Annotated in this window: 12 protein-coding genes; 4 read left to right on the top strand and 8 right to left on the bottom strand. The window is 57.0% G+C overall.

The window, feature by feature from the left end; genetic code table 11:
- Positions 1-41 precede the first annotated feature (41 nt).
- On the top strand, positions 42-1,289 hold the full coding sequence (locus tag ACTIKR_RS12515) for an MFS transporter (protein WP_442328001.1): 1,248 nt from the start codon (positions 42-44) through the stop codon (positions 1,287-1,289).
- A gap of 256 nt (positions 1,290-1,545) precedes the next feature.
- Here the strand turns inward: ACTIKR_RS12515 and ACTIKR_RS12510 are convergent, their stop codons facing one another.
- The 6 genes from ACTIKR_RS12510 to ACTIKR_RS12485 form a co-directional block, all read right to left on the bottom strand.
- Positions 1,546-3,792, bottom strand: coding sequence for a molybdopterin cofactor-binding domain-containing protein (locus ACTIKR_RS12510; RefSeq protein ID WP_442327993.1), 2,247 nt, complete (start codon positions 3,790-3,792; stop codon positions 1,546-1,548).
- 12 nt (positions 3,793-3,804) lie between these two features.
- Complete coding sequence (locus ACTIKR_RS12505) at positions 3,805-4,278, bottom strand: (2Fe-2S)-binding protein (RefSeq protein ID WP_193089389.1); 474 nt, start codon at positions 4,276-4,278, stop codon at positions 3,805-3,807.
- Positions 4,279-4,783: 505 nt separating this feature from the next.
- Entirely contained in the window at positions 4,784-5,674 is an 891-nt protein-coding gene (locus ACTIKR_RS12500) for an AraC family transcriptional regulator N-terminal domain-containing protein (protein ID WP_442327992.1), read from the bottom strand.
- Positions 5,675-5,941: 267 nt separating this feature from the next.
- The gene (ilvD, locus tag ACTIKR_RS12495) at positions 5,942-7,627 is read right to left on the bottom strand and encodes a dihydroxy-acid dehydratase (protein WP_442327991.1); all 1,686 of its coding nucleotides are present in this window, start codon (positions 7,625-7,627) and stop codon (positions 5,942-5,944) included.
- A 586-nt stretch (positions 7,628-8,213) separates the two neighbouring features.
- Positions 8,214-8,444 (bottom strand): hypothetical protein, encoded by a 231-nt coding sequence (locus ACTIKR_RS12490; protein ID WP_193089386.1) that lies wholly within the window; start codon positions 8,442-8,444, stop codon positions 8,214-8,216.
- Between the two features lie 237 nt (positions 8,445-8,681).
- A complete protein-coding gene (locus ACTIKR_RS12485) occupies positions 8,682-9,536 on the bottom strand; it encodes an NAD(P)H-dependent oxidoreductase (RefSeq protein ID WP_442327990.1) in 855 nt (284 codons plus the stop codon).
- 89 nt (positions 9,537-9,625) lie between these two features.
- On the opposite strand from ACTIKR_RS12485, the gene ACTIKR_RS12480 reads away from it, so the two are divergent.
- From ACTIKR_RS12480 to ACTIKR_RS12470, 3 genes are all read left to right on the top strand, one after another.
- Positions 9,626-10,522 (top strand): LysR family transcriptional regulator, encoded by an 897-nt coding sequence (locus tag ACTIKR_RS12480; protein WP_442327989.1) that lies wholly within the window; start codon positions 9,626-9,628, stop codon positions 10,520-10,522.
- Positions 10,523-10,634: 112 nt separating this feature from the next.
- Positions 10,635-10,970, top strand: a complete 336-nt coding sequence (locus tag ACTIKR_RS12475) for a DMT family transporter (protein WP_193089383.1) — start codon at positions 10,635-10,637, stop codon at positions 10,968-10,970.
- A 292-nt stretch (positions 10,971-11,262) separates the two neighbouring features.
- On the top strand, positions 11,263-12,456 hold the full coding sequence (locus ACTIKR_RS12470) for an MFS transporter (RefSeq protein ID WP_442327988.1): 1,194 nt from the start codon (positions 11,263-11,265) through the stop codon (positions 12,454-12,456).
- Positions 12,457-12,654: 198 nt separating this feature from the next.
- Here the strand turns inward: ACTIKR_RS12470 and ACTIKR_RS12465 are convergent, their stop codons facing one another.
- Both ACTIKR_RS12465 and ACTIKR_RS12460 read right to left on the bottom strand, forming a co-directional pair.
- The gene (locus ACTIKR_RS12465) at positions 12,655-13,296 is read right to left on the bottom strand and encodes a DUF1109 domain-containing protein (protein WP_442327987.1); all 642 of its coding nucleotides are present in this window, start codon (positions 13,294-13,296) and stop codon (positions 12,655-12,657) included.
- Positions 13,293-13,659: sigma-70 family RNA polymerase sigma factor (locus tag ACTIKR_RS12460; protein WP_442327986.1), on the bottom strand; the 367-nt coding region annotated here is incomplete at its 5' end. The genes ACTIKR_RS12465 and ACTIKR_RS12460, both read right to left, overlap by 4 nt.

Below are 13,659 nucleotides of genomic sequence, written 5' to 3'. Positions count from 1 at the left end.
TGCTCCAAACCGGCGAAACAAACCAGGATCTCTATACAAAAATTACCTGGCGCCTTATTCCCTTTCTGTGTTTCTGTTATCTTGCCGCATACCTGGACCGGATCAATGTCGGTTTTGCCAAATTGCAAATGGTGGAAGATCTGCAATTTAGCGTCACCGCCTACGGTCTGGGTGCGGGTCTGTTTTTTGTCGGCTACATTATTTTCGAAGTGCCCAGCAATCTGATCCTGGAAAAAGTGGGCGCGCGAATGTGGATCGCCCGGATCATGATTACCTGGGGCATTCTGTCTGGTCTGACCATGTTCGTGACCACGCCCACGCAGTTTTATACCCTGCGTTTTTTCCTTGGCGCCGCCGAGGCGGGCTTTCTGCCTGGTGTCCTGTATTACCTGACAACCTGGTATCCCACCTACCGCCGCGGAAAAATCATTGCCCTGTTCATGATTGGCCTGCCGCTATCGAGCGTTATTGGCGGACCTATCTCAGGCTGGATCATGAACCACTTTGACCAGCTGCATGGCTTGCGCGGCTGGCAGTGGCTGTTCCTGCTCGAATCCATTCCAAGTGTGTTGCTGGGCATCCTGACGTTCTGGGCCTTGCCGGACAATCATCACAAGGCTAAGTGGCTGAACAATGAAGAGCGAACGCTGCTGCAGCGTGATCTGGATCACGACAATGCCGAAGGAAAACACAGCAAACATTCATTCAAAGACGGTTTTTTCAATGTCAAAGTGTGGATGCTGGGCAGTATTGATTTTTCGATTCTACTGGGCGCCTATGCCATCGGCTTCTGGATGCCATCGTTCATCCGTAATGCCGGTGTAGCAGATACCTTTGACATTGGTTTGCTCACGGCCATTCCCAGTATTGCGGGTGTGATTGGCATGCTGGCTATCGGCGCCAGCTCGGATCACTATCGTGAGCGCCGCTGGCATTTATCGATCCCCCTTACCGTAGGCGCGATTGCCCTGACGTGCAGCACATTCGTTTCAAGCAACCTGATCCTGACCGTTGTAACCTTTACCGTTGCCTCCTGCGCACTGCTCGGTGCAGTACCGGTCTTCTTCAGCCTGCCTGCAACGTTTCTTAAGGGCACCGCTGCGGCCACCGGTTTTGCCCTGGCCTGCTCGATTGCCAATATTGCCGGTCTGGTCAGCAACTCGCTGATTGGCTGGGCGACCGATTTGACCGGCACTGCACATGCCGCCTTGTGGTTCTTTGCCGTGTGCCTGTTGCTCAACGCCGTGCTTGTGATGGCGGCCTTTCCAGCCAAATTGGTCAATCGCTAACCCTGCTATAAAATTGTGGTGCCGTAATAAAAAGTCTCTGCGATCCGGACATGATTGCAGAGACTTTTTGCATAAGGGCGACGGCGGCTGCATGCAGGCGTAGCTGCCCACCATCATGGTGTCCCGTACCGGGCCTCCATAAAGAAAAGGCAGCACCGCTGAAATAACGTGCGCTGGTCTGAACAGTTGCACGGTATTGGTTATCAGCGGTGCTGCCTCTGCATCAGCAGGATCAGGACCTCAGGCCCTGACGTATTCATCCCAACTTGAACGGAAGATTGCGCAATGGCTTTCCGGTAATGCTGGCAATGGCATTCGCAAAGGCAGGCGCCAAAGGCGGCAGTCCCGGCTCTCCCATACCGGTAGGCGGTTCGGCACTGGGTACAATATGCACGGCGATCTCTGGCGCATCAGTAATACGCGGTACGTTAAAGTCGCCAAAATTGCTCTGCTGCACCTCGCCGTCCTTGAGGGTAATGGCAGCGCCCGGCAGACACATCGACAGGCCCATGATGGCAGCGCCCTGTACCTGCGCTTCCACGCTGAGCGGGTTGACAGCAAGATTACAGTGCACGCCAACAGTCGCGCGGTGCAGCACGGGTTTTCCATCTTGCACCGAGGCCTCGACTACGTACGCCACCACCGAGCTGAAGGATTCATGCACCGCTACGCCCCAGGCATGGCCGTCGGGCAAGGTGGTCTTGCCATAGCCACTGCGCTCTACCGCCAAGTGCAGGGCAGCCTTGTGGCGCGGGCTTTTGTCGCCAAAAAGCCCCATCCGGTAAGCAACCGGGTCCTGATTGGTCGCTCGCGCAATCTCGTCTATCAGCGTTTCCATGACAAAGGCCGTGTGTGTGGACCCGACACTGCGCCACCATAATACGGGGACATTCACTTTGGGGTGATGCACTGTCAATTGCATCGGCAGCGGGTACGGGTCGCGCATCCCTTCGGTTGCAGTGGCGTCAATGCCGTTTTTGATCATCGATTCAAGCGGCGTACCAGCGACGATGGATTGGCCCACCAGCACATGGTCCCAGGCCAGCACCTTGCCGTTGTCGTCAAAGCCAATACGTGCGCGGTGCAGATGCACGGGCCGGTAGTAGCCGCCCTTCATATCGTCCTCACGGCTCCAGAGCGTGCGGATCGGTGCATTGATGCCGGCCGTTTTTGCTGCCTTGGCCACCTCGCAAGCCAGCACCACAAAATCGCTGGTACCCACGCCGCGTCGACCGAATCCGCCGCCGGCGGTTTGTACGTTCACCTGAATCTGCTCGGGCTTGAAGCCCAGCACACGGGCTGCGGCCGCGCCATCAAAGCCAGGCATTTGCGTGCCAACCCACAACTGTGCGCCGCTCTCTGTCACCTGAACGGTACAGTTCAACGGCTCCATGGGTGCGTGGGCCAGATACGGGAAGAAGAATTCGGCATCCAGCTTGTGGGGCGCCGAAGCCAGCGGCGACATATCCGCTTCGTACAGACGAGGACCGGGTTTGTCAGCCATTTCCCTATACTGAGCCAGTTGTTTTTCGCTGTCTACCTTCTCCACGCTGGCCGTATCCCACTGCAGCTTGAGCGCATCGCGCCCCTGCTTGGCTTGCCAATAGCCATCGGCAATGATCGTGACGCCTTGTCCACCGCCATCGACGGCGACCTGCAGCACGGCTTTGACCCCTTTGACGGCGCGCGCGGCGGCATCATCCATGGAAGCGAGCTTGGCGCCGAATACGGGCGGATGCGCCACCACCGCGGTCAATTGACCCGGCAGATTCATATCGATACCGAAATCCTGCTGCCCGCTGCTCTTGGCTTTTGCATCGATGCGCGTGGTGGCCTGGCCGATGATGCGAAACGATTTCGGCTCCTTGAGTTCTACTTTCTCGGGAACGGGAAGCGCCATTGCAGCCTCAGCCAACTCGCCATAACTTGCCTTGCGGCCCTCGGGGCCCAGTACGGTGCCCGCCTGCGTGCGCACACTGGCTACGTCCACTTTCCAACGCTGAGCCGCCGCGGACATCAGCATGGCCCGCGCACGGGCGCCAAGTTCGCGGTATTGGGTATAGCTGTGCTTGATTGACGTTGATCCTCCGGTCAGGTGCATGCCAAACACCGGATCCTGGTATGCAATATCGTTGCTGCCGTTGCGGCTGCGCACAAGGCTCCAGTCGGCATCCAATTCCTCTGCCAGAATCATCGGCAGGCCCGTTTGCACACCCTGGCCAAATTCCAGGCGGTTGATCGTTACCGTCACCTCGCCACTGGGGGCGATGTGCACGAATGCGGATGGCTGCTGGCCCGGCTTGAGCGCTGACGCGGCAGCCGCCGCCCCGTTCGCTTCCTGCGCCATGAGCACGTGAGGGAATGCGCCTATTGCCAGACCGCCTGCACCCACCATCTTCAGAAAACTGCGACGGGCGAGCGCAGGGCGGCTACCGGACTGCCCTTGTTCAAGAATATGTTGCAGTGCGCGGGGCAATTCGCTATAGAAAGTATTGTTCGACATGCAGGACTCCGTTCAGGCAAGGGTTTGGGCAGCATCGGCAATGGCAGCGCGAATGCGGGTATAGGTGCCGCAGCGGCAGATATTGCCGGCCATGGCTGCATCTATCTCATCGACAGTAGGCTGATTGCCCTTTGGCCTGCTTTTGAGAAAGGCGGTCGCGCTCATGATCTGGCCACTCTGGCAGTAGCCGCATTGCGCCACATCATGTTTGACCCACGCCGCGTGTACAGCGGCGCCTACCGGGTCGCTGCCGTCTGTCACCGCTTCGATGGTTGTGATTTTTTTTCCCTGGACTGCCGAGATTGGCGTGACACAGGAACGGATGGCCTGACCGTCCAGATGCACAGTACAGGCGCCGCACAGCGCAGCGCCGCAGCCGAATTTCGTTCCGGTCATATCCAGCGCATCGCGCAACGCCCAAAGAACCGGCGTACCAGGATCGACGTCAACTGTATGGTCACTGCCATTGATATTGAGGATACTCATGATGAGATAGCTCTCCGTAATTAAACTGCATCAGGAATTCGCAACGACTTGCATCGAAGGAGGAAGGATTGAGAAGGGAATACAACAGGATTGAGCACATCGCCAGTCTTCGCGTGCCGAACAGACCGTCGGTGCCCGGCCTGCCCCTGCCCGAGGATCGGGAGAACAAGCGACGCAACAGGCGTTGGCTGTCATCCGGACCCGGTGTCAGAGCAGGCAAGCTGCCTATGATGTCAAGCCATTATAGGTTTGGAATTACCGGACAAATTGCCCAATTCTCCGTAATTTTTGCCTAATTCGCTGAGCCGGCCAGGCACAGTTGAGTTTCCGGCGCCTTGCAATATTGCCCAGCGAACGCATGTTGGGATGTCGTGGATATTACCTTTATTGCCCGAATTCGAATGCAGGGCGTCTGACAATTACACATGGCATACAGTCCGGAGGTCCCTGTGCAATGACAATTGGCATACAGCTGCGGTCGCGCCTGGCGCGCACGCCTGCTGCCTTACTGTGAGGACTGGCTTGTGCTTACTCGCATACGCCTGACGTCGCGCTGGGGCGGCGCGCCAAAAAGGCGACTGTATTCGCGATTAAATTGCGAGGCGCTTTCATACCCGACCAGTCCGCCCACGTGGCCGGCATCCAGATTCTGGTTGAGCATCAATTGCCGGGCTTGCTGCAGCCGCAATTGCTTTTGAAATTGCAACGGACTCATGCCGGTAATGGCGCGAAAATGGTGTCGGAATGTAGACGAACTCATTCCCGCACGGGCCGCCAGCTCATCGGCATGCATCGGTTGCGTGTAGTTCTGTTTGAGCCAGGCCACGGCCTTGGCAATTTTCTGGCTGGGCGAACCGGCCGCCACCAGATGCAGCAACTGCGGGCCATGCGGGCCGGTCAGCAGACGGATCGTAATTTCCTGTTGAATCAAAGGCGCCAAGCGCGGCGCCAGCGCAGGCTCGTTGAGCAGATTGACCATGCGAATCAGTGCATCGGCCAACGCATTATCGAGTTTTTGTACCGTCACGGGCTGACAGGCAGTATCCTTGGCCGGCCGAAGCAATTGCATTTCAGCGGCAATCTGCACGATCGAATGGGTATCCAGCGCCAGCATCAAACCAAGATATGGCTCTCGCATACTGGCCTGGGTCACGCGTGAGAACACCGGCAGATCGATGGTGGTCAACAGGCACTGGCTGGGCCCATATTCAACCACCCGGTCGACAAGCGTGACTTGTTTGGCGCCTTGCGCGACCACACCCAGGCCAAAACCATAGATGCAATGCAGCGGATCAGTAGGCGACTGGCGGCGATGGAACGTGAGCGATGGGATAGGCGTGACGTGATCCCCATCCGCGGGGGCAAAGGCATTGATCGCATGTGCCAGGGCACTCATGGTGTGACCTCTGAAATTGTTGATATCTTGTAAATGAAGTGTACACGACGAAAATGTGTTTACACGAATGGTCAATATACACTCGTCTATTGCGCAGGCACAATGTCGCATGTTCCTGGTGTACAACCGGGCCGTGGCTACAGGTGCCTTTACTGCAATGCCGTGGCGCTACCAAGCCGCGTTCGCCGCACCCGTCAAATAACGCCACAAATCACTACGCCATATCAGCCAGGGCAACGCGCCCTGGCTTGCGCACTCAGAACATGCTCAGAACTTGTCCAGCACCGCGCCGGTGCTTGCGGGCGACGCATTGAACGCAAACTTGGCCTGAACGCCTCGCAAGTAACGGGGTTTGGGCGCCGTCCACTTTTCCCGCCGAGCATCAATATCTGCCTCAGGTACATTCAACTGCAATAACAATTGGTGCGCGTCGATCGTGATGGAGTCACCTTCCTGAACCAGGGCAATGGTCCCGCCAACGGCAGCTTCGGGCGTCACATGGCCCACCACCATTCCCCAGGTCCCGCCCGAGAATCGCCCATCGGTGATCAGGCCGACCGAATCGCCCAGGCCCGCACCAATCAATGCGCCTGTGGGAGCCAGCATTTCCGGCATGCCCGGGCCGCCCTTGGGGCCAAGGTAACGCAGCACCATCACGTCGCCTGCCTTGATCTTGCCATCCAGAATGGCTTGCAGTGCAGATTGCTCGTCATCGAACACGCGCGCCGGGCCGGTAATGACGGGGTTTTTCAGGCCGGTTATTTTGGCTACCGCGCCATCTGGCGACAGGTTGCCTTTCAGGATGGCCAGGTGTCCCTGTTTGTACAAAGCCTGGTCGATGGTCTTGATCACTTGCTGGTCTGCTGCGGGCGTGTCGGGCACGTTTTCAAGCGTCTGTGCAATCGTCTGACCGGTAATTGTGATGCAGTCGCCGTTGATCAGTCCGGCATTGAGCAGGAGCTTCATGACCTGCGGCACCCCGCCCGCCTTGTGAAAATCTACGGCCAGGAAGTGGCCGCTGGGTTTCAGATCGCAAATAACCGGCACGCGCTGGCGCACGCGCTCGAAATCGTCGATGGTCCACTCGACATCGGCCGCATGGGCAATGGCCAGCATATGCAACACCGCATTGGTAGACCCGCCGGTCGCCATGATGACGCTGACCGCATTTTCGATGGATTGGCGGGTCACGATATCACGCGGTTTCAGATCCTGTTCGATCGCCTTGAGCAGCACCCGGGCCGATTCACTGGCCGATTCGGTTTTTTCATCGTGCACATTGGCCATGGTCGATGAATACGGCAGACTCATGCCCATGGCTTCGAATGCAGAGCTCATGGTGTTGGCGGTATACATCCCGCCGCAAGAACCGGGGCCAGGAATGGCATGCAACTCAATCTGCCGCAGCTCCTCGTCGCTCATGCGGCCCGCCGCGTTCTCTCCCACCGCCTCAAAAACGCTGACAATATTCAAATCTTTATTGTTAAGGCGCCCTGGCAAGATCGTGCCGCCGTATACGTAGATGGAGGGCACGTTGGCGCGCAGCATGCCCATCATGCCACCGGGCATGTTCTTGTCGCAGCCGCCGATCACCACGACGCCATCCATCCACTGACCCTGCACGCAGGTTTCAACGCAGTCTGAAATCACTTCACGCGAAACCAGCGAATACTTCATGCCTTCAGTCCCCATGGCCATCCCATCGGAAATGGTGGGCGTGCCAAATACCTGGGCATTGCCTCCCGAGGACTCAATGGCTGCGATCGCCGCATCGGCCAGTTTTTGCAAGCCGCTGTTACAGGGCGTGATGGTGCTATAGCCATTGGCCACGCCGACCATGGGCTTGACGAAGTCTTCTTCCTTGTATCCCAGCGCGTAATACATGGAGCGGTTCGGCGCACGCGCCGGGCCTTGTGTGATGTTTGCAGAGCGCAGACGTTTGGACGAGTTCATAGCCTTCCTTGAATCGGACGAGTTGGACAGAGACCGGTATAACCGGCACAAATCAGTAGCGTGGGGTCAAGTTTACATCCTTACCGGCTTCGCGTGGCCCCAGCGCATCGGTCCGCCGAGCGTCGGTAAGAGATTGCGATTGACATTTTTTGAATTCTCGTCAAAGAGACGCTGCAAAAACCATGGGTATAGTCAAAAGGGGTAATGACAAACCAGAAACAGCGCCCAATAGTGATGCGGTCTGCGACAGGCCGGCAGGCAATGGCATCAAGCGCAATGGCCCGCAAATAGCTAAAAGTCAGGAACATTGAGCACAACGCCCTTTTGCCGGAGCCGATTGTCCGGTGTTGGCTGATGATTATTTTATTTTGGACGATGCGTATTGGTTTATTGCTCTAATACACTGACACTGAATCGAGCCGTGGGATGTCTTGAGAGAGAACCCGAACCGGGCAACCGGGCATGGGCGTGTCACGAGATATGGCATTGAGTGCCATATCTCGATTAATGTCGTGCGCAATAACGCATTGAGGACTAACGGATATTGCTATCGTCAGACGCTGCTATTGGCCTTGCGCGGGACATTTCAGGGTTGTGCCGTGGGCGCGGGTGCGGTTGGCGTGGACTGCGTCGTTGGCGCTGGCGCAGTTTGCATAGAATCAGTTGTTGGCGAGCCTGACGTCATGGGCGCTTGCGCACTGGTGTCCGTTGAGGTTGAGGCCCCGGAATCGTAGCCACTGCCTGCGCAACCAGCCAGTGCGGCCACGCCGGCAAAAGTGGCAACCAGAAACAGCGAGCGAGTCAATCTTTTCGTCATATAACCTTCCTTTGAAGATGGGTTTACAAATCTAGCGCTTTCATTCTTCGCGTTTTCAAAGGGAAGGTCATTACAGAGCATCATTAAATACGTGATTATGTAATCGCAGAACGTACCGGTTTTTGCCACTTTTACTTTCTATATGGATGATTCTCAACGAAAAAACTGGCAAGACACCTGAACACGGGTGTCTTACTCTTTAACGATTTGACAACGAATATGCGTAACATTAAGCGTTTAGCGCGTTGGTTCGACATGCAAAAGATCATATTGCTCAACGGATGCCCGTTGTTTCGGCAAGCCATTTTCGTCGGGACGTGAAATATGAATACCGAAACCGACCTCTCCCTGGGCCAGCTCCGAGCGCAGCGTCAATTGCGGGATGCGATAGTCCCCGGCGTTTTGCTTGCGAAACGCAATGGGCGCTGTCGTCCAAAGCGCATCCAGCCGCTGTCCGAGCTCATCGCACACGTTGGCATACCCCGCTGCATCGATCTTGCCCGTGCGGTAGATCACATGCGGTGGCAACACATCAAAGCCCGGATAAAACAGGATACCGTGCTGAATGGGAAATAGGATGTCATTGATCGGGCCATTAATGCCACGCGGCTCATAGTGCGACGACCAGCCACCGGCGGTTACTACCAGCATGGCGCGTTTGCCGGCCAGCACCCCTTGCCCAAAACGGTCGCCCCAATGCGTGTCCGAGTGCTCTCCCACCCCATAGGCAAAACCATAAGCATAGACGCGATCGACCCAGCCCTTGAGAATCGCCGGCATTGAATACCACCAAAGCGGAAATTGCAGGATGACCGCATCGGCCCACAGCAATTTTTTTTGCTCCTGTTCGATGTCGATACTCTGCGTACCGTTCTCGAACGCCAGCTTGGAATCAAAAGAAGGATCAAAGCGTGCCCCCGGCGTCGGTGAGCGATTGTCCTGGGGATCCAATGCGCTCTTCCACTGCATGGCATGCAGATCCGAAACCTGGACCGTATGGCCTGCAAGCTCAAGCCGCTGGACAATGAAATTTTTTATCGACCCGTTCAGCGAACGGGGTTCGGGGTGCGCATAAACGACAAGCACATTCATGATGCAGTCCTTTTTGGAAAATGAATATGCATACGATACGTTTTTCTGCAGTATATTAGAAATGAATTTCTAATATTTCAGGTATTTCCATGGACAATCCCTTGCGGCGTCTGGATCTTAATTTACTGGTCACGCTGGACGCCCTGCTGGCCGAGCATAACGTCACCCGGGCAGCCGAGCGCCTGCACCTGGCCCAGCCCACCGTCAGCCTGCAGCTTGCCCGATTGCGGGAGACCTTTGGCGACCCATTGTTATTGCCCGGACCACGGGGCATGCGACCCACCGCCCGCGCCGACGAACTGCGCGAGCCGCTAAGACAGGCGCTCGAAGCCTTGACGCAGGCGGTGACGCCGTCGGGCCCGTTTGACCCGGCCCAGAGCCATCAAACCTGGCGGGTCGCAGCGTCAGACTATGTAGAAACCAGCATCTTGCTCCCGGCGCTGGCAGGGTTGCGATCAGCGGCGCCCAATGCGCGCATGGCGATCCTGGCGCTCAATCCGCAGGCGCTGGCCAGCCAGGCGGAACAGGCGCACATTGATCTGGCGTTTCACATCAGTTCGGAAGCGCCGTTGCAACTGCGTCGCCGTTCATTGTTTAATGAAAGCTATGTACTGGCAGCGCGCGCAGGTCATCCCGCATTACAACGCACGCTCACCCTAGCGCGGTTCTGCAAGCTGGACCATGTCATTGTGTCACCTGACAATGGCGGCTTTCATGGCGTGACCGATACGGCCCTGGCCGCAAGGGGGCTTGCCCGACGCGTCGCGCTGTCGGTGCCACATTTTCTGTTTCTTGAGGCAGTGCTGACCAACACCGATCTGGTGGCGATGGTTCCATCCCGGCTGGTCAAGCACAATACTGCGCTGCAAATTGTTGCGCCTCCGCTGGAGATACCAGGCTTCGAAATGCTCATGCTCTGGCACGACCGCGTCCATCGCGACCCATCCCACCAATGGTTACGTGAACATATCATCCGTTTTTTGTAAACCGTGCAAAGCCGGGCACGAATTGGCCCGGGCCTGACGCACACCACAGCAATATCATTTGCTGTCATTCTGAAAATATATAATTTGCAGACACTCTTTTTCCTGAGGATTTATGTTCAATATCTATCTTATTCTTGCCATCTCGATCTGTGCCGAGACCCTTGCCACCACGATGATGAAAGCATCTCACGGATTCACCCGATTAGGCCCGAGCATGGTTGTGGTTATCGGCTACGCCATTTCCTTTTATGGCCTGTCTCAGGTTGTAAAAACGATGAATATCGGCATAGCCTATGCAATCTGGGGCGGCATGGGCATCTTTCTTGTATCGATAATGTCATTCCTGTTTTATAAGCAGCGGCTTGATCTGCCGGCAATTGTGGGCATGCTGTTTATTGCACTTGGCATTGTGATCATTCAGCTTTTTTCCAAATCTGTCACCCATTAATACCCGGTGGACAAGGCAGGTTCGAACGCTCGCGTGACACGCGGCGTGTGTCTGTCTGGCCAAGGTTTTCCAAGGCATTGACTATTCTGTTTTTGAAGCTGGTCTGATCCAAAGCAAGCCGGTTACGCATTCTGACCGCCAAATATCACCCTGCGTGCATTTGCCTTGAATCCGATGTCACTTGTGATTGCATGCAGAACGTCGTTGGATGCCAGGCCAATTCTGATCCATTTGCAATCAAAGTTATTTCTACCCGTTCGCTATAATACCGAGTCACGCATGGAGCAACGACTTGATAGAAGCTGATAAAAACGTAAAGCTACTGCAGATCCCCGGCGTTGCCTCGCTGCTGCTGGTCGTGGCATTTGGGATCGGCAGTTTCAGTATCCTGCTGCCACTGTCGCCGGACTGGGCGATCAGGGGCGGAGCCAGCGAAGCGGCTGCGGGCAGCGTCACGGCCATTCTGATGGCCTTTACCATCCTGACCCAACTGTCGGTTAACCGTGCGCTCAAGCGGTTCGGCTGGGGGTCGGTATTGGCCACTGGCCTGTTGTCGCTGGGCGCCCCCGCCATGTTGCAGGCGACATCCTCTGCGCTGCCTGTCATTCTGCTATCGAGTGCGGTGCGCGGCATCGGCTTTGGCATATTGACCGTGGGAGGCGCAACCGCCATCGCCCTGCTTGTACCTGCGGCACGCCGTGGCGCTGCCGTGGGCATCTATGGCCTGGCGGTGGCCGGACCGCAACTGGTACTTGTCTCATCGGCGCCCATCCTTGAGCAGCATTTGGGCAAACTCGTGGTGACGCTGATCGCCACCCTGCCCGTACTGGGCCTGTTCTGGACGTATTCCCTTGGCCGTCTGCTCAATGATCACACCAAGCCGGAAAACGCATCCGCCGCGCAAGCGAGCACACAAAGCAAATCCACCCTCCGGGTGATCTCGCCGGTCTTGTTATCGCTCGTGATTGTGACCAGCAGCGGCGGCGCCATCCTGACGTTCGCCAGTCAAATTACCGCTGATGCAGCCTCTGCCACGATTGCCTTGCTATGCCTGACCGGCTTTGCGACCCCGACCCGCTGGGCCTTTGGCTCGTTAAGTGATCGCTACCCTGCCCGGTATCTGATCTGCGGACTGGCTTTGGCATGCTGCCTGGGCATGGCGGCGCTCGGCGCTTCGGTGCTAACTTCAAACGCGGTCTGGCGCCTGGCATTGCTGTATCTTGGCAGCACCCTGCTGGGTGTTTCCTACGGAGGCATGCAAAGCGCTACCCTGGTCTGCGCCTACCGACTCGCCGGAAACAGTCGGTTGGCGCAGGTCTCTGTCTTGTGGAACGTCACCTTCGATTTGGGGACAGGAGCCGGCGCAATGTTAACAGGCATTATTGCAGCAACAACAGGGTTCGCAGCTGCGTTTGGCTTTCTGAGCATTGCAGCGGTGCTCAGCGCAGTCATTATCCTGACAAGCCTTCGGTCGGCGAAGGCGTAAGCGCCGTCGCATCGGACAAAGGACTACTGCCATGAGCCCGACGCCAGAACGACGCTTGAACACAGCGTGGCTGGAAACGGCGTAGCAGTTATTTCGGTTACATCAGGCGCCGACATGTGTCGAACCGAGCAACCGGCATATGCAGATCAGGTGTTGCAAAAACACCAAGGCGCTTTGGCAAACACATACCCTCGCCTTTTACCAGCGCAGTAGCCTGGGAGCAAGCAGCGCGCCAATGACGGTCGGAATCAGCATGCCGGCGATGTACCAGACAGCCCAGAAAGCGACTTCCATTTCCGGACAATGAAGACAATAGATCAGCGTTGCCACTGCACCCGATAGCAGCCCGGCAGCAGCACCCGCCATGCGCAACCGGGTGGGCGCCATGCCTTTCATGGCCCAGAAGGTCGCAACAAAGCCGGGGACGGCCAGATAGGCGATGTTAAATGGGCAACTTTGCCAGGAGACGCCCAGCACCATCGCCAGGCGTTCCGAGGCAGGCGCAAACCCCAGCGTCAGCACAGCGGCGACCACCACGGCCACAACGGGTATTGCCATGGCCGTCCAGCGCCGACCAACGGGTGTGCCTGGTCGCGCAAGACGCGCCACCACCAGGAATGCGCTCACGGCCATCAAGGCCGGAAATGCCAGCTTGGCCCAGAAAAGCGGTGTACCCAGCATGACCGACAGGTCCGGCCTGACTCCAAAACCGGTCAACAGCAGCACAACTGCGCCAACAGCGCTGATCACCATTGCCCAGCTGTAGCGGCGAACCGTCAGGGTGTGGTCGGCGGGTTCCGCGTTATTGGTTAACAGTGCGACCAGATCGTCTGTTTTCATGTTGTACCTCGTATGATGGCGGCCAATGCTTTAAGGCCCCGGTGGATTCCGACTTTAACGGCCGATTCGGACAAGCCAGTCAATTGCGCGGTCTCTGCCACGGTCAGGCCCTTGAGCTTGACATGCAGGATAGGCAGGCGATAGCGATCCGGCAATTGGGACAGCAGCTTGTCCACGTCGCGTCGCGCTTGCGCGGCTTCTTGATCGGATTCTGCAAACAGTTCCTGCTGCTGGCTGTCCAGCGGCTCGTTCCATGCCTCGTAGCGGTAGCGGCCGCGCAGATAGTCGGCCATTTTGTATCGGGCGATGGCATACGTCCAGGCAGTCAGCGGCTGATCGGGCAAATAAGTATGGCGCGCGTTG

It is taken from the genome of Advenella sp. (assembly GCF_052108595.1).
Taxonomy (GTDB): domain Bacteria; phylum Pseudomonadota; class Gammaproteobacteria; order Burkholderiales; family Burkholderiaceae_B; genus Advenella.
This window is presented reverse-complemented; position numbering and strand designations above follow the sequence as displayed.

What these genes read in the sequence shown, in the direction of transcription:
- ACTIKR_RS12475 (WP_193089383.1), top strand. Translation starts at nt 10,635, where the DNA reads ATGTTCAATATCTATCTTATTCTTGCCATCTCGATCTGTGCCGAGACC.
- ACTIKR_RS12480 (WP_442327989.1), top strand. Translation starts at nt 9,626, where the DNA reads ATGGACAATCCCTTGCGGCGTCTGGATCTTAATTTACTGGTCACGCTG.
- ACTIKR_RS12490 (WP_193089386.1), bottom strand. Translation starts at nt 8,444, where the DNA reads ATGACGAAAAGATTGACTCGCTCGCTGTTTCTGGTTGCCACTTTTGCC.
- ACTIKR_RS12485 (WP_442327990.1), bottom strand. Translation starts at nt 9,536, where the DNA reads ATGAATGTGCTTGTCGTTTATGCGCACCCCGAACCCCGTTCGCTGAAC.
- ACTIKR_RS12500 (WP_442327992.1), bottom strand. Translation starts at nt 5,674, where the DNA reads ATGAGTGCCCTGGCACATGCGATCAATGCCTTTGCCCCCGCGGATGGG.
- ACTIKR_RS12465 (WP_442327987.1), bottom strand. Translation starts at nt 13,296, where the DNA reads ATGAAAACAGACGATCTGGTCGCACTGTTAACCAATAACGCGGAACCC.
- ilvD (WP_442327991.1), bottom strand. Translation starts at nt 7,627, where the DNA reads ATGAACTCGTCCAAACGTCTGCGCTCTGCAAACATCACACAAGGCCCG.
- ACTIKR_RS12510 (WP_442327993.1), bottom strand. Translation starts at nt 3,792, where the DNA reads ATGTCGAACAATACTTTCTATAGCGAATTGCCCCGCGCACTGCAACAT.
- ACTIKR_RS12505 (WP_193089389.1), bottom strand. Translation starts at nt 4,278, where the DNA reads ATGAGTATCCTCAATATCAATGGCAGTGACCATACAGTTGACGTCGAT.